16 protein-coding genes, 4 tRNA genes and 1 rRNA gene are annotated in these 20083 nt (G+C 55.1%); 7 read left to right on the top strand and 14 right to left on the bottom strand.

Annotation, left to right across the window (positions count from 1 at the left end; genetic code table 11):
• Window positions 1-155: 155 nt before the first annotated feature.
• Together ATHL_RS11435 and ATHL_RS11430 are read right to left on the bottom strand one after the other, a co-directional pair.
• Complete coding sequence (locus ATHL_RS11435) at window positions 156-899, bottom strand: suppressor of fused domain protein (RefSeq protein ID WP_062193766.1); 744 nt, start codon at window positions 897-899, stop codon at window positions 156-158.
• Window positions 900-903: 4 nt separating this feature from the next.
• Window positions 904-2334, bottom strand: coding sequence for a LysM peptidoglycan-binding domain-containing protein (locus tag ATHL_RS11430; RefSeq protein ID WP_062193764.1), 1431 nt, complete (start codon window positions 2332-2334; stop codon window positions 904-906).
• Between the two features lie 644 nt (window positions 2335-2978).
• Here ATHL_RS11430 and ATHL_RS19335 point away from each other — a divergent pair.
• The 3 genes from ATHL_RS19335 (at window position 2979) to ATHL_RS11415 (ending at window position 6379) form a co-directional block, all read left to right on the top strand.
• On the top strand, window positions 2979-3869 hold the full coding sequence (locus ATHL_RS19335; protein WP_062193761.1) for an alpha-L-rhamnosidase N-terminal domain-containing protein: 891 nt from the start codon (window positions 2979-2981) through the stop codon (window positions 3867-3869).
• Window positions 3870-4050: 181 nt separating this feature from the next.
• Entirely contained in the window at window positions 4051-4800 is a 750-nt protein-coding gene (locus ATHL_RS11420; RefSeq protein WP_338024797.1) for a DUF362 domain-containing protein, read from the top strand.
• Window positions 4793-6379: a 4Fe-4S binding protein gene (locus ATHL_RS11415; protein WP_062193756.1), complete on the top strand. Its 1587-nt coding sequence runs from the start codon at window positions 4793-4795 to the stop codon at window positions 6377-6379. Before ATHL_RS11420 ends, ATHL_RS11415 begins: the two co-directional genes overlap by 8 nt.
• Here ATHL_RS11415 and ATHL_RS18905 read toward each other — a convergent pair.
• The 8 genes from ATHL_RS18905 to ATHL_RS11380 all read right to left on the bottom strand — a co-directional run bounded on the left by ATHL_RS18905 (window position 6350) and on the right by ATHL_RS11380 (window position 10166).
• Entirely contained in the window at window positions 6350-6739 is a 390-nt protein-coding gene (locus ATHL_RS18905; protein WP_162787682.1) for a cytochrome c oxidase subunit II, read from the bottom strand. The two genes, ATHL_RS11415 and ATHL_RS18905, sit on opposite strands and share 30 nt — an antisense overlap.
• A 37-nt stretch (window positions 6740-6776) precedes the next feature.
• Window positions 6777-6865 (bottom strand) — tRNA-Ser (locus ATHL_RS11410).
• Window positions 6866-6926: 61 nt separating this feature from the next.
• Window positions 6927-7014 (bottom strand) — tRNA-Ser (locus ATHL_RS11405).
• Window positions 7015-7079: 65 nt separating this feature from the next.
• Window positions 7080-8120, bottom strand: a complete 1041-nt coding sequence (locus ATHL_RS11400; RefSeq protein ID WP_062193769.1) for a M42 family metallopeptidase — start codon at window positions 8118-8120, stop codon at window positions 7080-7082.
• 244 nt (window positions 8121-8364) lie between these two features.
• Window positions 8365-8453, bottom strand: a tRNA-Ser gene (locus ATHL_RS11395).
• 61 nt (window positions 8454-8514) lie between these two features.
• A tRNA-Ser gene (locus tag ATHL_RS11390) sits at window positions 8515-8602 on the bottom strand.
• Between the two features lie 65 nt (window positions 8603-8667).
• On the bottom strand, window positions 8668-9714 hold the full coding sequence (locus tag ATHL_RS11385; protein ID WP_062193753.1) for a M42 family metallopeptidase: 1047 nt from the start codon (window positions 9712-9714) through the stop codon (window positions 8668-8670).
• Between the two features lie 29 nt (window positions 9715-9743).
• Window positions 9744-10166, bottom strand: coding sequence for an acyl-CoA thioesterase (locus ATHL_RS11380; protein ID WP_062193751.1), 423 nt, complete (start codon window positions 10164-10166; stop codon window positions 9744-9746).
• Window positions 10167-10357: 191 nt separating this feature from the next.
• Here ATHL_RS11380 and ATHL_RS11375 point away from each other — a divergent pair, with 191 nt between their 5' ends.
• The 3 genes from ATHL_RS11375 to ATHL_RS11365 all read left to right on the top strand — a co-directional run bounded on the left by ATHL_RS11375 (window position 10358) and on the right by ATHL_RS11365 (window position 11755).
• Window positions 10358-10777: an RrF2 family transcriptional regulator gene (locus tag ATHL_RS11375; protein ID WP_062193748.1), complete on the top strand. Its 420-nt coding sequence runs from the start codon at window positions 10358-10360 to the stop codon at window positions 10775-10777.
• A gap of 24 nt (window positions 10778-10801) precedes the next feature.
• The gene (locus ATHL_RS11370; protein ID WP_062193745.1) at window positions 10802-11047 is read left to right on the top strand and encodes a hypothetical protein; all 246 of its coding nucleotides are present in this window, start codon (window positions 10802-10804) and stop codon (window positions 11045-11047) included.
• 150 nt (window positions 11048-11197) lie between these two features.
• A complete protein-coding gene (locus ATHL_RS11365) occupies window positions 11198-11755 on the top strand; it encodes a hypothetical protein (protein ID WP_162787681.1) in 558 nt (185 codons plus the stop codon).
• Window positions 11756-11819: 64 nt separating this feature from the next.
• On the opposite strand, the gene ATHL_RS11360 is transcribed toward ATHL_RS11365, so the two are convergent.
• The 4 genes from ATHL_RS11360 to ATHL_RS11345 form a co-directional block, all read right to left on the bottom strand.
• Window positions 11820-13283 carry an LCP family protein gene (locus ATHL_RS11360; protein ID WP_062193740.1) on the bottom strand — a complete coding sequence of 488 codons (1464 nt, stop codon included), beginning with the start codon at window positions 13281-13283 and terminating at the stop codon, window positions 11820-11822.
• A 101-nt stretch (window positions 13284-13384) separates the two neighbouring features.
• Window positions 13385-13612 carry a Trm112 family protein gene (locus ATHL_RS11355; protein WP_062193737.1) on the bottom strand — a complete coding sequence of 76 codons (228 nt, stop codon included), beginning with the start codon at window positions 13610-13612 and terminating at the stop codon, window positions 13385-13387.
• 173 nt (window positions 13613-13785) lie between these two features.
• Window positions 13786-15825: a CAP domain-containing protein gene (locus ATHL_RS11350; protein WP_162787680.1), complete on the bottom strand. Its 2040-nt coding sequence runs from the start codon at window positions 15823-15825 to the stop codon at window positions 13786-13788.
• A 298-nt stretch (window positions 15826-16123) separates the two neighbouring features.
• Window positions 16124-17992, bottom strand: coding sequence for a VanW family protein (locus ATHL_RS11345; protein WP_062193732.1), 1869 nt, complete (start codon window positions 17990-17992; stop codon window positions 16124-16126).
• A 450-nt stretch (window positions 17993-18442) separates the two neighbouring features.
• Here ATHL_RS11345 and ATHL_RS11340 point away from each other — a divergent pair.
• Window positions 18443-19945, top strand: a 16S ribosomal RNA gene (locus ATHL_RS11340).
• Window positions 19946-20083: the final 138 nt, after the last annotated feature.

Here is a 20083-nt window from a genome sequence, read left to right as displayed (position 1 = left end):
ATTTCAGCAATCTGCCTCTTCCAGTAAAAGGAAGAGGCAGTCTTTTAAGCCATTGGTTCAGGGTTCGAGCCCCTGCACGCTCACTTTTGTTTTTTAAAACCAATCTGGTTAAAGTCCCTATCGTGGGGATGCTATTCGAATCTTTGGTCTTCCCCTTAAAAAAGCCGCCACCACTTTTTATATACACTGGGGCGCTTGAGGTTCAGTAATTCACTTACACCTTGCCGATCAAAACGTTTGAACAGATCCTCGGAGCCCTTCTTCAGTTTCATTTCCATCTCATCTTTATACAGTGGGATAACGCTGAGGAAGAAAACCGTTTTATTCTCATTTATTTCTAGTGTCCAGAATTCCTGGGGTGATAAAACTGGAAGAGCCAGGACAATGCCTGAAAATTTTGTGTCAGGTGCAAACGGACGTGGAGGCTCTCCGTTGGCGATGGTATGGCCATACCAGACCCATGTGTCATACTCATGAGGAAATCTGGCGAGGATTTTCAACTGTCGAAGAGGCCAGTAGAAGGTCTCATCCTTGAGTGCCTCGTCATTGAGAGGCCAGTAAGGAGGTAAGCAAATCATTAATTCTGCGTATTGGAATTTTTCTGCCTCCGGAGGAGCTTTCATCGGACGCTGGCTCATCCCGCTGGTTACCAGGGTAAAAAAGTTCCGTTCAGGCGAGGGGTTCACCAGGAAAATGTCCAGATGCACAAGGTCTGAGATTACTTCGTGGTAAACCATGCCAACATTGCCGACGTAGCGTTCAACGTGTTTTTCAATCTTTTCCATATCGGGGTAATCCACGACCATCTCAGCTGGTTTTGAGCGTGGCTCGTAGCGGTAAATAGGCGTGCTGGCAGGTGCGTTTTCGGTTTTCCCGGTATTTATGGGCTCATCTTTCATTGTTTCAATTTGTCCTTTTTCTCAAAAAGATCCATACTACCGATCCTCCAGCTACAGCCAGAATTACAAACATCCATAACCACGGCACAGGGGAATTGCCTTGTACCAACGCTTCAGAGGTGGGGGTTGTTGTTACCAGTGTAGGCGTCGGGCTGGACGTGAAAGTAGGCGGAATGGGAGTGGCGGTCGGCGGTACCGTTGGGCTGGGAGTGAAGGTGGGGGTCACTGGAGGGGTAACCTGCAACAGAATACGGTCACCGGGGTAGATGATAGACGCGGCGTTCAGTCCGTTCCACGCCATAAGATCATTAAGCCTAACCTCGTACAGTTGAGCAATCCATGCCAGCGTTTCTCCGCTCTGGACGGTGTGATAGTATTTGCCATCACTGGCAGGAGTGAGTTTTTCGATGGGTGTCAGCGGACGTGGAGTGGGGCTGGGGGTAACGTTTCCGGGGTAGATGATCAATTTCTGGCCGATTTGAAGAGGCCAGTCAGCCTGGATGCCGTTGTATGCTAAAAGTGCATCCACGGTTGTTCCGTAGGCTTCAGCAATGCGGATCAGAGTCTGATAGGCCTGAACGACGTGGATAATTCGTCCATCGGCGTCAGGAGTGGCCTTCTGGATCATCCATGCCGGGGTGGGTGTGGCGTAACCGGCGGTGTTACTGCTGGGAATAAAAAGCTTTTCACCGACCTGTAGCGGGGTATTCCGGGAAAGATTGTTCCAGGTTTCCAGATCGCGAATGGTGACTTTGTAAGCCACGGCAATGGCCCAGAGCGATTGACCGTTTTGAACGACGTGAAAGATTTTCCCGTCCGCATCGGGGGTGGCTACTTTCACCGGGATGATGATTTGCGGCACGCCAGGGTTGAGAGTGGGTTCACCAGGTTTGGGGGTGTAATTGGCAGGGGGGCGGTACTCGCCACAGGATTTCCCGGTCGTGTACGCTGCCTGAAGAACATAATAAGTCATCCCATTGGCCGATTTGGCTACCCCGGCTCCAACATGACAGTAAGCCGGATTGACCGCCGGGATCATGTGGTCGGGGTCGGCCCAGGCCAGCATGATTTCATCGATGGAATAGTTTGTGCCAACGGCAAAGTTCTCGGTGGCGAAGACTTTCGCACCACCTCCGTATCCGGCTGATTGTAAACGCCCGGAGACATTGCCGATGTGCCACGACATCTGGTTGGCTGCCATAATTTCGGCGGTTGACTGAGCAACGGCATTGATGATGGGGTCTTCAATCAGCGGGTTTAACCCATTCGAAACCCGCAGGGTATTCATGGCGAGGATCAAGTCATAGGCGGTAACGCTACCCGACTGCAGGTCGTATTTCTCCTCATCCATTGCCTTAGCCTGGAATATTGGATGAAAGACCACACTCAGGATGCTCACAAGAAGAAGCAAACAGCGAATCCAGGTTTTTTTCATGCTGTAATCATAACAAAGAAAATCGTGTTTTTCAGGCCCGGGGTATTCCTCTCCCGGTCTCCACCGGGGAAAGTGGCAGGTGGAATTATAACCCTTTGGGTAGCTTCATGGATGGGAGCAGAACCTCTTTTCGAAAGTAGTCTCTCTGTTTTGTTCGAAAAGCTACTGTGGCCGCAGCTGTTTTAAAAAGATGGTGTATCATAATCATACATACTGGCTGACCAATTTTCCAATCGCAATTAAAGCCCAATTCACGATTTCAACCCTGACTACCTCCATCCATTCTCCAGCCTGCACCGTGATCTTGCGGTTGGTGGTATTGCCAGAGAAGCTCAGGGACTGGTTCTCCAATATGTGGCGCCTGCACACCCTGATTAGGGCTGGCAGAGGAGGCACGCTCGAACCCGTCGGTGATTGTAGAGAGGGTGAATTTCTGGGGCGGGATGATGACGCTATGGATGGAATTCCTTTCTGAATATTTTTCCCCAACGGGAATATTTCTAATCCTGTGCTCGGGTTGGTCTGGTCTCCATGGATATGGGGTCTATGCGTGCCATTTCAATAATATGAGATTTTGATCAAGCTTCGCTGGCTGGAGCTTTTGGGTAAAAAACAGGGATCATCAAACTCAAAGGAGAACAGGTATGTCCAGCAATGTCACCCCTGACGATTTTCCGGAAATCCGGTGGAACGGCCACTGGATCTGGGCGCCTGAGGAGCCCATTTTCCCGGCCGAAAATTTGATATCGGGTGCTCGCCCGCAAATGCTGGAGGCGCATGCCCTCTTTCGAAAAAAGTTTAACCTCACTCAGGTGCCCCGTCGTGTGCCAGCGCGCATGACTGCTGATTCACGCTACGTTTTCTTCGTCAATGAACGGGAGGTTTATCGCGGCCCTATTCGGAGCCAGCCAGGGCGGATGTATTATGACTTCTTCGACCTTGCACCTTATCTTCATACCGGTGAGAATGTTCTGGCAGTGTATGTAAAGTATTATGGCAGGCCAAATTCCTTCTGGATGCCAGCTACCCCCAATCTGACTCTGGGAAGGACCGGGATCCTCGTTTTTGAGGCAGATTTAGGGGCACAGGGCTGGCTGGTCAGCGATGGAAGCTGGAAAGCCAGGAAGTGCGAGGCGTGGGATGGAAATTGGCGCGAGGAGAACGATGATCCGGCCGGTGGGGGTGTGCCCGTAGAAATCTTCGATGCGCGGCGGTTCCCAGCTGGCTGGCAGGCCATTGAATTTGACGATGCTGGCTGGGGGTCAGCTCAGGTTGTGCCAGCAATGCATATTGGCGGGTTTGCCGATACCCAACCACCAACCGACCCTTATGGGCCGCTCTACCCGCGACCGATAGCCAGGGTGGGTGGGCAGGTTCAACTGGTAAGGAGAGAACACCATGAAAAATCCTATTTCCCGACGAGAAGCGCTCCGGTATCTGGCGCTGGCGTCAGCGGCGGCGCTTGTCGCCTGCCAATCGAATCGGGGCGATCAAAAGACGGGCTCTCTTGCGGGTACCAACCCGCGCCCCACTGAACCAGAGGTTGAGGCAGAAAATTTACCCCTCACCGCTTCGCCACCCGCCAGCCCGAGCGCAGACTCGGCACTGGTCGATGGCGTGGGGGAGAACGAAACCACCGCAACCCCCCAGCCCTCTGACCAGGTCTACTTATCGGTGGCGCGCGGTGAAGACCCGGCGGCGATTACAGAGGCCGCGATGCGTGCCCTGGGTGGCATGGAACGCTTTGTAAAGAACGGCTACGATGTGATTATTAAACCCAATATCTGCACCGATACTTACACCTTCGAATACGGTGCAACGACCAACCCGGCGGTGGTTGGGACTCTGGTGCGCCTGGCTCTGGGGGCGGGTGCAAAGCGGGTGCGGGTGATGGATTTTCCGTTCGGGGGAACCCCCGAAAGCGCTTATGCCAGAAGCGGGATTGCGGATGCCGTGAAGGCAGCAGGTGGAGAAATGGAAATTATGAACAGGAACAAATTCCGCCTGATGTCTGTCCCGGATTATCAATCGCTTAATAAAACTGCCGCCTATCAGGATGCTCTGGATTGCGATCTTTTAATCAATGTGCCTATCACAAAGCACCATACTATGGCAAGGATCACCGTAGGCTGTAAAAATTTGATGGGGCTGATTCTGGATCGTGGCGCTATACACAGCGACTTTAAGCGGCGCATTCCCGACCTGGTAAACCTCTTTCGGCCAGGGCTAACGGTGGTTGATGCCGTTCGCACGCTCATGGCAAATGGCCCTACCGGGGGCAACCTGGATGATGTTGTGCTCAATAACACAGTGATTGCCAGTCATGATGTGGTGGCGGCTGACTCGTATGCTACCCGGTTTTTCGGGTTGACCGGCGCTGACATCCCGTATATTGCTTTTGCGGCAGAGCGCGGCCTGGGGCAGATGGATTTAAGCGGTTTGAAAATTGAGGAAATCAATGTTTAAAAGGGGCGTTCTCTCTGCCAGAAGCATTCGCAGACTTCGGCGAGTAATCCAGATTCTGACCTGGTTGTTCTTTCTCTACCTGTTTATCTTCGCTACTTACAGAGATCCTCAAGCAGGCCTGGCAGAGATCTTTTACCGGTTTGATCCGCTGGTTGCATTGACAGCCATGCTGGCCGGGCGGGTGGTGCTGGCCGGTTTTGCGCTGGCAGGCATTACCGTGGTTGTTACGCTTTTGTTTGGGCGGGTGTGGTGCGGGTGGTTTTGCCCGATGGGCACCACCCTGGACATCTTTCGCCCTGCGAGACGTAAACAACACCGTGCTCCCGCGCCGCCTTCGGAGCAATGGCGGAAGATTAAATACGTGCTGCTGGTATTCATGGTTATGGCCGCTCTGCTGGGCAACCAGAGCCTGCTTTTTCTCGACCCCATCACCATGCTGACCCGCAGCCTGGCCAATGCGCTCTGGCCGATGCTCGGTTATGCGGTATACGCCATTGAGGCATGGTTATACCGGTGGGATGTTCTGTGGGATGTACTGGATGCCATTCATCGAACAGCCGTTTACCCTCTTTTCCGAGACTTGAGATCGGTTTACCCGCTGGCTGTACCCCTGTTTTTAGGGTTTACAGGCGTTCTGGCGCTGAACTGGTGGGCTGAGCGTTTCTGGTGTCGCTATCTTTGCCCGCTGGGTGGCTTACTGGGGTTTATTTCCCGGTTTTCTTTATTTCGCCGGGTGGTGAACGCAGATTGTACTTCCTGCGCGGTATGCAGTCGGCGTTGTCCGACCGGCACCATTGATCCGGCGCGAAATTTCGCCAGTGATCCGGCTGAATGTACCGTATGCTATGACTGCGCCGATTCTTGTCCCAGAGGGAGTACAACTTTCCAATGGCAAATGCCGCACTGGAAACCCGCGGAATGGCAGCCTTATGATCCTGCGCGGCGAGAAGTGCTTGCCACACTGGGGTTATCGGCGGCGTGGGTGGCCTTGACGTATGTGGAGCCAGTTAAAAAACGCTCCCCGGCAGATTTAATTCGCCCGCCGGGGGCGAGACTGGTAGATTTTGAGGCTCTGTGTATCCGCTGTAATGAGTGTGTGCGGGTTTGCCCGACCCAGGGGTTGCAGGCCAGTTTTCTGGAAGGGGGCTGGCAGAATATGCTCACGCCCCGGCTTGCTCCACGATTCGGTCCGTGTAATTATTCCTGTAATGCGTGCGGCCGGGCTTGCCCAACGGGAGCCATTCCAGAGCTGTCGCTGGAAGAAAAAAGGCAAATACCCATCGGCCTTGCCCGGGTTGACCGCAACCGCTGTTTACCCTGGGCCTATAACATTGACTGTCTGGTATGTGAAGAGGCATGCCCGGTGGCCAGTAAGGCGATTAAGGTGGAAGAAGTTGAGGTGATCAACGGGTGGGGTGAGACTGTCACCATTAAACGCCCGTATGTCATCAAAGAGTTGTGTATTGGGTGCGGCATGTGTGAATATCAATGCCCGATGGGTGGTGACGCCGCCATCCGTGTTTTCGCCTATACCGAGACTGGTGGATATTCAGGCGGTGACGCCTCGCTGGGATCTTGATTCCAGCACCCCCATACGGGGGCGCGCGGATGAATGTGGAACGTCGATCAGGCGGGGAGGGCGGGATTCGAATAGCACCCCCATACGGGGGCGCGCGGATGAATGTGGAACGTCGATCAGGCGGGGAGGGCGGGATTCGAATAGCACCCCCATGCGGGGGCGCGCGGATGAATGCGGAACGTCGATCAGGCGGGGAGGGCGGGATTCGAATAGCACCCCCATACGGGGGCGCGCGGATGAATGCGGAACATCGATCAGGCGGGGAGGGCGGGATTCGAATAGCACCCCCATACGGGGGCGCGCGGGTGAATGTGGAACGTCAATCAGGCGGGGAGGGCGGGATTCGAATAGCACCCCCATACGGGGGCGCGCGGATGAATGCGGAACATCGATCAGGCGGGGAGGGCGGGATTCGAACCCGCGGCTGAGTTTAACCCCAGCACTCACTTAGCAGGCGAGCCCAATCGGCCTCTCTGGCACCTCCCCTATTTATCTTTTACAGCTCACCGATCCTTCTTTTACACAAAACGATCGGTTGCGAGCTTTCTGGCGGAGGGAGAGGGATTCGAACCCCCGGTGGGTTTCCCCACACCTGTTTTCAAGACAGGCGCCATAGTCCACTCGGCCATCCCTCCCGGCCCCGGTAGGGGGCATTATATCATAACTTTGGGAGAGCTTACCTTATTCTTCAAGAAATTGGTCAATCTGCGAGAAGATAAGCCAGAATCCAGCGTGTGGTGGCTTCAAGGGCTTCGGTGTGAGTACGCTCATAGTTATGGGATGCATCTACCCCTGGCCCAATCAATGCCACTGCAACATCGCCCCCGGCGCGCCAGAAGGCCTCGCCGTCAGAGCCGTAATAGGGGTAAATATCCACTTTATAAGCAATTCCTTCCCGGTCGGCCAGGTCGCGCAGGCGGGAGCTTAACCCATGATGGTAGGGGCCGCCTGAGTCTTTGACGCAGAGGGAGGCATGAAATTCATCTGAGGTCTGGCCTTCACCGACGGCGGCCATATCTACCGAAAGTAACTCGGTTAACCCCACCGGGAAGCCAGACGCCGCTCCGTGCCCGACTTCCTCATAATTGCTGATTAAGGCGGTGGTAGTTTGAGCTGGTTGAAGATTTGCATCCTTCAGAGCCTTAAATGCCGCCGCAATACAGGCGACACAGGCTTTGTCATCCAGGTGGCGTGAACGCACGAAGCCAGCATTGACTTCCACGCGAGGGTCAAACGCGACAAAATCACCCACTTCAACCCCCAGGGCGCGTGTTTCTTCGGCTGATGTGGTGCGTTCATCGATGCGCACTTCCATGGCCTCATCTTCTCGTTTGATTTCATTGACCTGACTGCCATGGACGTGGCCGGAGGCTTTTGCCAGAAGGAGAGAGCCGCGCAGGGTGCGGCCCTGGCGGGTAAAGATGGTTACCCCTTCCCCCTCCACCGTGTTCCAGGCAAAGCCGCCAATTTTAGTCAGTTTGAGCCGACCATTGTTTTTGATTTCCTTAACCATGGCGCCCAGAGTGTCGACATGGGCAGTGAGACCACGGGGAGAGTCGTCCTTTTGGCCTGGCCAGGTTGCCACCAGCGCTCCTTTCCGGGTGCGCTTTTGTTGTACGGGAAAAGAAGCAAAGGTCTGCTCGCGAGGGCGGGATTCGAATAGCACCCCCATACGGGGGCGCGCGGATGAATGCGGAACATCGATCAGGCGGGGAGGGCGGGATTCGAATAGCACCCCCATACGGGGGCGCGCGGGTGAATGTGGAACGTCAATCAGGCGGGGAGGGCGGGATTCGAATAGCACCCCCATACGGGGGCGCGCGGATGAATGCGGAACATCGATCAGGCGGGGAGGGCGGGATTCGAATAGCACCCCCATACGGGGGCGCGCGGGTGAATGTGGAACGTCAATCAGGCGGGGAGGGCGGGATTCGAATAGCACCCCCATACGGGGGCGCGCGGATGAATGCGGAACATCGATCAGGCGGGGAGGGCGGGATTCGAACCCGCGGCTGAGTTTAACCCCAGCACTCACTTAGCAGGCGAGCCCAATCGGCCTCTCTGGCACCTCCCCTATTTATCTTTTACAGCTCACCGATCCTTCTTTTACACAAAACGATCGGTTGCGAGCTTTCTGGCGGAGGGAGAGGGATTCGAACCCCCGGTGGGTTTCCCCACACCTGTTTTCAAGACAGGCGCCATAGTCCACTCGGCCATCCCTCCCGGCCCCGGTAGGGGGCATTATATCATAACTTTGGGAGAGCTTACCTTATTCTTCAAGAAATTGGTCAATCTGCGAGAAGATAAGCCAGAATCCAGCGTGTGGTGGCTTCAAGGGCTTCGGTGTGAGTACGCTCATAGTTATGGGATGCATCTACCCCTGGCCCAATCAATGCCACTGCAACATCGCCCCCGGCGCGCCAGAAGGCCTCGCCGTCAGAGCCGTAATAGGGGTAAATATCCACTTTATAAGCAATTCCTTCCCGGTCGGCCAGGTCGCGCAGGCGGGAGCTTAACCCATGATGGTAGGGGCCGCCTGAGTCTTTGACGCAGAGGGAGGCATGAAATTCATCTGAGGTCTGGCCTTCACCGACGGCGGCCATATCTACCGAAAGTAACTCGGTTAACCCCACCGGGAAGCCAGACGCCGCTCCGTGCCCGACTTCCTCATAATTGCTGATTAAGGCGGTGGTAGTTTGAGCTGGTTGAAGATTTGCATCCTTCAGAGCCTTAAATGCCGCCGCAATACAGGCGACACAGGCTTTGTCATCCAGGTGGCGTGAACGCACGAAGCCAGCATTGACTTCCACGCGAGGGTCAAACGCGACAAAATCACCCACTTCAACCCCCAGGGCGCGTGTTTCTTCGGCTGATGTGGTGCGTTCATCGATGCGCACTTCCATGGCCTCATCTTCTCGTTTGATTTCATTGACCTGACTGCCATGGACGTGGCCGGAGGCTTTTGCCAGAAGGAGAGAGCCGCGCAGGGTGCGGCCCTGGCGGGTAAAGATGGTTACCCCTTCCCCCTCCACCGTGTTCCAGGCAAAGCCGCCAATTTTAGTCAGTTTGAGCCGACCATTGTTTTTGATTTCCTTAACCATGGCGCCCAGAGTGTCGACATGGGCAGTGAGACCACGGGGAGAGTCGTCCTTTTGGCCTGGCCAGGTTGCCACCAGCGCTCCTTTCCGGGTGCGCTTTTGTTGTACGGGAAAAGAAGCAAAGGTCTGCTCGCAGAGATGAATGGCTTGCTCCGTGTAACCGGTTGGGCTGGGTGTGTTGAGCAGGCGAGTTAAAAAATCGACAAGAAAAGGAGTATCGATGGGGGGAAGAGGCATAAAAACTCCCTAGAGTAACAGATATCTGTCTATTTTTCCCAGCCCTCGAAGGCTGCAATGGTACTGCGCCAGTGGGCCGGGACGGGAATACTTTGATGGGTATGATAATCGTAGGCCACCATGACGGTTTCAGCGGTGGCCAGTGCCTGACCGGTTTGCTCATCGCAGATCTGGTACGCGAACGTCAGACTTTTGTTGCCGATACGTGAGGTGCACATTTCAAGGTAGATCTTTTGGAAAAGGAGAATCGGTGCCAGGTAAGACACGTGAATGTCGGCAACGATCAGGCCAAGGTTATTGAAGTCCTGACCGTCCCACAGGCCAAGGTGTACCAGGTAAGCGATGCGTCCCTGCTCCAGAAAGGAAAGATAGCGGGCGTTGTTGACGTGCCACTGAGGATCGAGATCACCATAACGAACTTCAAGAGGGATGCGAAAATGGAATCTGCCCATGCGCTAAATTATACATCAGCTCTTCTCCCTCTCGGGCGGAGCTCATTTGTTGGCCGGATAGCTGTTCAGGTTGCTGCGCAACGTCATTGCAAGGGGTGATAACTGTCACTTGTCGGACGAATTGGATTTAAATAAACTAATTAAAACGTGGAGAATTCCTATCTGTATTTCCGAAAAGAGGTTACCAGAGTATGCAGATTACGCGGCAGGCCGATTATGCATTACGCGCCATGATTTACCTGGCCCGGTTAGAGCCCTCTCAACGTGCCGCTACCAGCCAGATTGCCGATGAACAGCGCATTCCCCCAAGTTTTCTGGCGAAAATTATTTCCCAATTATCGATCGCTGGATTGATCCATACATCCCGTGGGGCGCGTGGCGGGGTATCGCTGGCCCGTCCTCCGGAAGAGATTTCGGTCCTTGAGGTGGTAGAAGCGATTGATGGCCCTATTGCTTTGAACGAGTGCACTGCGGCGGCTGGTTCCTGCCAGTTTGGTGAGGACTGTCCGATGAAGCCCATCTGGTGCGATACGCAGCAGGAATTAATAGAGAAGCTGCGCAATACTACCTTTGCTGATGTACTGGTAGGGAACCATCACTCCAACAACTGAATCTCTCCAAGGCGAAAGGAAACAATGCGCGGAACCCCTGTGGCCCGGAGCTGGGTGGTATGGATGCGCAATGGCGTCATCGCTGTTGACTGGGGAGATGGTGTGTTTGTGGATATTCTCTCCAATCAATTCTTTGAGGCCAGCCAGGCCGAAGTCAGTCACCGGGCACCGGATGCAGACCTGGACTGGTTGCGCAGTATCGGGCGGGTAGAAGATTACGATGTAAACAACGTCTATTTTATTCAATTGCCTGAACCCAGGCGACTTTGATGGGCGAAAAGTGCTGACGGCAGAACCCGGCTTCTGAAAAGCCGGTTCTGCTTTTTATGGAACAGGCGGGAGGATTGGTGGATGAGGGTCCGGGTGAATTTTCTCAGGCGATACAGGTTGTGGCTGTTTCTGAGTACGCTGGGGCTTATCATGGCAATTACTGCAATGGCGCCGCTGGAGAAAACGCTCGGCGCGCGTGTGCGGCTGGTGTATCTTCATGGAGCCTGGGTGTGGACGGGAAAAGTGGCTTTTGGTCTGGCCGGTCTGGCGGGGCTGGGAACATGGCTCTTCGCAAAGCGACGTCTTTTCTGGGCGGGGTGGTCTCTGGCCCTGGGGCGCACCGGGTTGATCTTCTGGCTGACGTATCTGCCGCTTTCACTGGTTGTCCAGCAATTGAACTGGGGAGGGATCTACTGGGATGAACCGCGCTGGCGTATCCCGCTGGCATTCGGGGTGGCAGGGGTCCTTTTGCAGGCCGCACTGACGCTTTTCAACCGTCCTCAATGGACGGCGATGGCCAATCTGGTTTTTGGGGTGGCCCTCTGGGTTGGGCTGGGCCGGTTGCAAAATGTGTTGCACCCGGATTCCCCCATTTTTGGTTCTGGCTCTCAACGCATAGAAGCCTTCTTCCTTGCCCTGCTGTTCCTGACCATGCTCCTGATGATTCAGGTTGCTCTCTGGCTCAATTCGCGTGCCAGGCACGTGTAAAAAGCAAACGGGCTACTCCTTCATCAGGGATAGCCCGTTTTATATTGAGGTTTGAGGGGGCTGTTCAGGGCAGATTGTTGTTTTCGGCGAAGGTGGTGCCGAGAATCACCTCAAGATCAACCTGAGCATTGGGATCAAATCGATTGAGGACCCGGGTGTTTTCTACTTTGAGTAGATCTGCAAGGAAACGGATGGTATAGGGTTTCCCGGAGTAATCGATAATGGTGCTGGTGGTGTAGACCTGATCGGCGTTGGCCTCTCCTACCACATTGATGCCCTTCTCGCGCAGGTAGTTTGCAGTGCGGCTGGCAAGTCCTTCGGTGGTGGTGCCGTTTTTGATCACGACCCGTGCCTGTTCCTGTTTTACCAGTTCGTTGAGGTCGCTGCTCACGGCAGCCGGGCCAGCCGCCGGGCCTGAGGCGAAAATCTCATCGCGCAACAGGCGAATCTGATCGGTGACGGGGATTTCAATGGCCTGGCCGTCGGGTGACTGACTGAAGGTTACATACTGAGGTGGGCCAATCACCCCGCGCTTGATGTTTTCGGTGCCAATATCCTGTGCAAGAATGGCCAGCTGGACAATTTGCTGTAAGGTGAGGTTGGTGCGCACCCCTTTCTGTACCTCATTGTAAAGGCGAGGAGCTTTGGCAATGAGGGTTGGGAGCATGTTGAACTGAAGCACACGATCGCGGATCGAAAGGAGCACTTCTTGCTGGCGCTGGGCGCGGTCAAAATCACCACCTTCGGTATAGCGGTTGCGTGCGTAGGCCAGGGCCGTGGCTCCGTCGACCACGTAAACTCCGGGGTCGAGGTAGAACGTGTTGTTCGGCCCGATGGGGTCGATCTTGATACGTTCCTTGGGGCGGATTTTCACTCCGCCGATTTCGTCAATAATGCGCACAAAGGCGTCAAAGTCGACCAGAGCATAATACTGCACAGGGACACCCAGGAATTGTTCTACGGTGTCCATAGCCAGTCCGGGGCCGCCTTCAGGGAGTTTGTTGGCCTCACCAAGGAAGTAAGCGGTGTTGATCTTTGCGTAATCGAAACCGGGAATGTACACCCACAAATCACGGGGGATAGAAAGCATGCCGGCGGTTTTGCTGACAGGATCGATCGAGAGCAGCATCATGCTGTCGGTACGCGCGGCGCTTGAGGTATCGCATTCCTGGAAGCCGGCTTCGGTCTCGCAGTCGCGGTAATCCAGCCCCATTAACAGAATCGACACACGGGTTTTACCATCCCAGGGCTGGGGAGCAGGGACGCTATCGGAAGGCTGGAAAGCCTGATTGGCGCTGCCTTCGGGGATAACGATTTTATCGCTGGTAGAAGCGTTTCCTGGAGAGTTAATAGCGGGTTTTCCATCCAGGCCGGTCATCGACCAGGAGGCAAAGAAACTGCGCGCCCAGAAAAAGGCCACCACAGCTGTGGCAATGGCCAGGACGGCAAATGCGATGATCAGGATCAGGGTAATACGGTCAATATTCCGGTGACGTTGCCGGACAAATTGGGGGGTTGCACGGTCCATAAGATGGGGTTAATCTCCTCTTCCTGTGCACGACGGGTCTTTACCGTGCATGGGTGCAAGAACGATTCCAAACAGACCCGGTGCCGGAAATTCGTTTCTCCTCAGTTAATTTGCGGTGGAGGAACGGGTAACGCATCAACCGGTGTGGAAACCCATTTATCTCCTTCGTCAATTAGCATGACGGGAATGTCTTCCACAATGGGGTATTTGCGGTCACAGTCCTGACAGACCAACCAGCTTTCCCGGTGAAGGGTGAGTAAACCCTCTTTGCCGGGTTCACGCACACACACAGGGCAGCGCAGGATTTCGAGTAATTCAGGGTTGACCATGCGTCCTCCAGGGCGAGAATCTGCGGTTATTGTACCACAAGAGAAAAGTTCAGCGCGAGAACCGGAAATGTACCGGTTAGGCGTTCTTTGTGCCCCTTAATCATCCTCCTGCACCGGTGCTTTCCATGGTAATTCAAGAATGTTTGCTCCTTTTACGAATACCAACTTGCCGGTTAGCGCTGGATGAGAGGAAGGTAAAGAAGATGATCGAGTGCCTCTACAACCGAGAGTTTTACCTGGATTTGCGCCGGAGAACCTTCAGTGGGTGGGCTGGTTGGAGAGGTGACGGTGACCGTAACTGTGGTGGAATACAGACCCGGCCCCGAGGGAAGAGACCCGGGGATGATGGTGAGCGTCGATGAAGGGGTTGTGCCGCTTGAGGGAGTGACGCTCAGCCAGGAGTCAGCGGTTGAGGCCATCCAGGAAAGCGGGAAGCTGTTCCCTGTATTTAAGGGCTGTAGTGTGTAGGATGGTGGGATCAGGCGGCTGGTGGCCTGATCGAAAATAAAGAGCAGTGAAGCGGGTAAATTCCCCAGGGTGTTCTGGCTGGTGGTGAGCTCGATTGTGTCACTCGCACTGCGCACAGTGGTGCCTTTGCGTACTTCGACTGAGACAGTACGAGTGCCCTTAAACCATTGAAGTGTCCAGCTGACGTTGTTGGAGAAGGGCTGCCAGGGCCCCCACGAGAGGTCATCATTGCGAAGACGCATTTCAGTCCAGGTGCTGTCTTCGCGGTAAATATAGAGGCTCACCTGTGGGGAATCGGTGGTAGCGGCCTCGCGGTTAATCACCAGAGGATAGTAACCGCTTCTGGAACCGAAATCCTGCACCCAGTAATGTTGGTACCCCGAAGGCCCGTAATAATACCCCACCCCTATCTCGCGGTAGTTGCTGTTGAGGATGTTGGCTTTGTGGCCGGGTGAATTCATCCAGCCAGCCATGACGCTGGAGGGCGTGGTATAGCCTCCGGCGATATTCTCCCCCATCCAGCCGGTGGTGGGGTAATAATTGCTCAGGCGTTGCCAGGTGTCACATACCCAGGTTGATCCATCGTAAGTATCGTGGAAGAAATAACGGTCGTCGTGCATATCCTGAGCATGGTAACGTGCGGCGTAATCGAGGTCGAGGTTTCGTTTGAGGGGGGGCAGGCCGGCACTGGCGCGTTCCTGGTTGACTAATTCGACTACCTGTTGTTCGAAAGCGGCGTTCTGGACGGGAACGTTGATCCGAGTGCAGCCCGAAAAGAGTGGAGTGACCTCATTTCCCAGGGGAACTGCAGGACCAGTGCTGGCGGGGTCTCCGAGGATGCCTTCTTCGCCGTCTGTGCTTTGAGGAGAACCTGCCGACGCGACCACTCCGTGGGCTGGTTTTCCTGGTAAGGTGGTTGAGTTACCACCGATCATACCGGCCGGTTGAATCTTTCCCCATTCCGGGAGCGATTCAGGGAGGACGAGGTTAATGGTGTCGCTTACCTGGCGTACACTTTGACCGCGGCGGACTTCGGCGGTAACGCGATGTTCACCCGGCCGGGGGTTTAAAATCCAGCTCAGGGTGGGCGTGAAGGGCATCCATGCACTCCAGGGGTCATCATCATTACGCAGGCGCATTTCATCCCAGCTTTCATCCTGCCGGTAAAGGTATAGGCTCACCTGAGGGGTGGTGGTACTGGGAGCATCGCCGTTGATGACCAGGGGGTATACCGCTCCGCGGGTGCCAAAGTCCTGCACCCAGTAACTGTGGTGGGCATTAGGGCCGGAATAAAAACCAATCCCAATCTCTCGAAAGGCAGGGTTGAGAAGATTGGCACGATGACCAGATGACCCCATCCAGGCCTGCATGGCCTCCTCGGGGGTGTCAAATCCACCGGCTACGTTTTCACCCTCCGCTGTACCGGGATAGTACAACCCGATGCGTTCACTCCAGGAGCAGACGTACACCAGCCTTCCCTGGACGCGATCGTAAGTGTCGTGATAAAAGTAACGGTCGTCGTGAACGTCCCGGGCGTGGGCGCGAGCTGAACGGTCGAGGTCAGAATTGCGCTTAAGCGGCGGCAGGTTATTTTCTGCCCGAACCTGGTTGACAAGCTCGAGCATGCGCTGTTCGAAGGCCGCGTTTTGCACACTTACTTCAGTGATGGTGCATTTTGAGCTGGCTGCCGGTTGTGCTTCGCTCTCAGAAGTCAGCGATGGATGATTGGATGCGTTGTTGATCATCGATGAGAAAGGGTGCGCTTCTGCGAATGCTGGTGTCAGTGTCAGGCTAAGAATGATTGGTAATAATAAAAATATCCCCCGGCGTTGAACGGATAAAAAAAAGGGCATCATGCACCTCGGCTTTGTTTGAGATTTACCCGAGAGCCCGCGTCAGATGTTCGGAGGAGCGAAAACGAGATTTAAAACGGGCTGGTTGGGGCCTTTTCTTAAGAGTAAGTGGTTTTCCGGTTCGAAAAGTTATGCCTGTGAGCCGGTTTTTATGGGCTTCATTCTTTTGTGAGGCATAAGGATGGATCGATCACCGGCGCTCATCGGGCGGGGGGAGCTCAGTGCCGGGGCCATACTCATAAACATTCGCCCAGGCTTCGTAGTGCGTGAAAAAGGTGTCTTTGAAGTAAACCGCACCGTTTTTGTACACCGTCCGTTCTACGGTGACATCTGCGCCCTCGGCGGCCCAGTCCACCTGACGGATTTCTCCTTTGGCCAGATCGGGGTTTTCACGGTATACCGGCTCAGGCGGAGGCACCCGGTTTACCGGCCCGGTGGTGTTCCACTCAACGGTACGCCCATCTTTGGTGGAGTAAAATTTCCAGGTGATGGAGGTATCTGAGACGTAGGTTTCCATGAGTAGCCAGTAGGGTGTATCGTTGGTGAATTTAAAATCCACCAGGGGAACAAATACGGTGGCATCCAGCCCGGCCAGACGGTCGCTGTGGCCATTTGCGGTTTGTTCATAATAACCCACCCGATAGGCATGGGCGTAGCGTTCGACCACGGGAAAACCCGCGAAGAACACATTACGGAACAGGGTTGTGCTCACCTGGCAGACCCCTCCGCCCACCCCTTTAATGGTCTGTCCACCAATGATGATGAGGGCTTCGGCGAAACCATTATCGAGCGTAATGTCGCCGAGGGCCTGTGCCATGGAAAAGGTTTCGCCAGGGGCCACCAGAAGACCGTGAAAACGGGCGGCCGCCGCGCGGATATTCTGCTTGCGCTCACTGCTGGATCCTCTGAAATACGTAGTGGTGGCCTGTACCAGTTCAGTGATGCCCAGCTGTTCGCCGGTCATCTTGTCAGTAACGGGGGGATCGGTATACATGACTTCCAGTGGAATAGCGTGTTCACCCTGACGAATTTTTTCCTGAATAAGGCGCAGGCTTTTTTCTACATCCAGCTGGCGACCGGTGATCGAAGGTTGAATGACTTCGAGCTGGTGGGTGTCATCATTGAAGATAAAGCGGGCGTTCTGCGGGTATCGCTGGAGTTTGGGAGCCAGATCAGCCAGATAAGCGATCATCAGATCCTGGCGTAAACCCACCTGGTAGCTTGGGCCTTGAGGGGTATCTACACGTTGTACGGTGAGCATTTGGGCAAGTTGTTCCGGTTGGATCGTCCAGGGGCCAGCGCTGTTGGCTTCGGCACCAGGTAGAGAGAGGACCAGGGGCTCGCTGAGAATGCGTCGGGCCAGGTCGGCCTCGGCAGAGGCGTCCAGAATCACCGGGGCGGCTTCGTGAATGTACAGATCGAGAATGCCGTCGCGGAGACTCTGCAATTGCAGGGTGATGAGCACGAGGCTGGCAGAGATATCCAGCGAACGCCCTGTTTGCCCCGGGGTGACGACCACCTGTGTTCCATTGAGAGAGAGTGTGGCATCGATGGCGGGTTTGTCAATCTCCCGCGCAATATTGCTCAAAAAGCGGTACGCGACGCGCTGATCCAGAACAAGCACAGGAGGGAGTTGAATGCCGCTGGTCATGGCCTCGACCTGGGCTTTGATCCGTCCGGGCAGTGGGCCACTGCGCCCCACGCGAAAGGCGGCCTGGGCAGAAGCGTCCGGGTCAAGAGAGAGGCCAAGTTCACCCGGAGTGGCCACCCAAACGCGTTCGCCATCCCGGAGGATGATTTTGCCACTGTGGGGGTAATCGATACGTTCAACCAGCCGGGCCGCGGCCGCGTGTGGAGAGAGCCCGCCCACATCCACCCCGGCGATTGAGACCCCTGGCAGCACTCTACCGGCATACCACAGCCGGGTAGCGAGGAAAGCTCCTGCCAGAGTGAGGCCAAAGATAAAGAAACCCGCCAGAACGGCGAGGAGGATTTGTTCGAAGAGATTTACATTGCCTCGCAAGGGAGGACGGCGGACGGGATAATCAATGGCGCCCATAGACCTCATTATAACCGAAACGGTCTGGTGATCTTTTTGGGTCTCGGTTCGTTTGATGCATGAGACGTGCCAGATAAGCATGGGGTTCCCTTGAAAGAGGCTCTTCCCCGGGTTATGGAGAAGATGAGCTGTGTAGCCCGGGTTGTGGGCGCCGAAATTCGATGGGGAATTTTCAAAAATGGCCTCGATTCACCCTTGACAGGGCAGGTAAGACAGGTATAATTCAGCCCGCTGTACAAAACAAAGCGCGTTTGCGAAAGCAAACGGATGACAAGTGAAGATGGCGTCGAAAATGACTGCCGGTGTCGCAACAGAGATGTGAGGGCATCGGAATTTTTATCGCCATTTTCAGGACAGGGGCACCTTAACAATTGAAGAGTGGTAAGGAAGGAGCGAGGGTCCTGGATAGGAAAGGAAGGACCACTTGAAGGAGTGGTAAAACGCAAAGGTAATGCGGAGAGTTTGATCCTGGCTCAGGATGAACGCTGGCGGCGTGCCTAATACATGCAAGTCGGACGGAGGCATCAGCGATGGTGTCTTAGTGGCGAACGGGTGAGTAACGCGTTGGTGACCTGCCCCGAAGAGCGGGATAACAGATCGAAAGGTCTGCTAATACCGCATGAGCTCTCACGGGTTAGAGGGGTGAGAGGAAAGGCCGGAAGGCGCTTTGGGAGGGGCCTGCGTCCCATCAGCTAGTTGGCGGGGTAAAAGCCCACCAAGGCGATGACGGGTAGGGGGCCTGAGAGGGTGACCCCCCACAATGGAACTGAAACACGGTCCATACACCTACGGGTGGCAGCAGTAGGGAATATTGGGGAATGGGCGAAAGCCTGACCCAGCAACGCCGCGTGCGCGAAGAAGGCCTTCGGGTTGTAAAGCGCTTTTCTCAGGGATGAGGAAGGACAGTACCTGAGGAAGAAGTCTCGGCTAACTACGTGCCAGCAGCCGCGGTAACACGTAGGAGACGAGCGTTATCCGGATTTACTGGGTGTAAAGCGCGTGTAGGCGGCGAGGTAAGTTGGATGTGAAAGCTCCCGGCTTAACTGGGAGAGGTCGTTCAAGACTGCCTGGCTAGAGTGCAGCAGAGGGGAGTGGAATTCCGAGTGTAGCGGTAAAATGCATAGATATTCGGAAGAACACCAGTGGCGAAGGCGGCTCTCTGGGCTGCAACTGACGCTCAGACGCGAAAGCTAGGGGAGCGAACGGGATTAGAGACCCCGGTAGTCCTAGCCGTAAACGATGTGAACTAGGCGTAGGCGGGTTGAAATCCGTCTGTGCCGGAGCAAACGCGATAAGTTCACCACCTGGGGACTACGGCCGCAAGGTTAAAACTCAAAGGAATTGACGGGGGCCCGCACAAGCAGCGGAGCGTGTGGTTTAATTCGATGCTACACGAAGAACCTTACCAGGGTTTGACATGCAAGTGGTAGTGAAGCGAAAGCGGAGCGACCCTTCGGGGAGCTTGCACAGGTGTTGCATGGCTGTCGTCAGCTCGTGTCGTGAGATGTTCGGTTAAGTCCGCTAACGAGCGCAACCCATGCCGTGTGTTACAAGTGTCACACGGGACTGCCGGTCTTAAGCCGGAGGAAGGTGTGGATGACGCCAAGTCAGCATGACCTATATATCCTGGGCTACACACACGCTACAATGGCCGGTACAATGGGTCGCGAAACCGCGAGGTGGAGCCAATCCAGAAAGCCGGTCTCAGTTCAGATTGCAGTCTGCAACCCGACTGCATGAAGACGGAGTTGCTAGTAACCGCAGGTCAGCCATACTGCGGTGAATACGTTCCCGGGCCTTGTACACACCGCCCGTCACGTCATGGGAGCTGGTAACACCTGAAGCCGGTATTCTAACCCGCGAGGGAGGGAGCCGTCGAGGGTGGGACTGGTGACTGGGACGAAGTCGTAACAAGGTAGGAGTACCGGAAGGTGCGCCTGGATCACCTCCTTTCTAGGGAGGTTGGAGAGTGAGGCTGAGGCCTGGCTCTCGAACCTTGGAAGACGAAAAAAGACCCCTGTGAGCGGTCGCGGGGGCGAAGGGAGCCTCAGCTTCCCTTCCTTATCACTCTTCAGTTGTTGAGGTGCTGGA

It is taken from the genome of Anaerolinea thermolimosa (genome assembly GCF_001050195.2).
GTDB lineage: Bacteria > Chloroflexota > Anaerolineae > Anaerolineales > Anaerolineaceae > Anaerolinea > Anaerolinea thermolimosa.
This window is presented reverse-complemented; position numbering and strand designations above follow the sequence as displayed.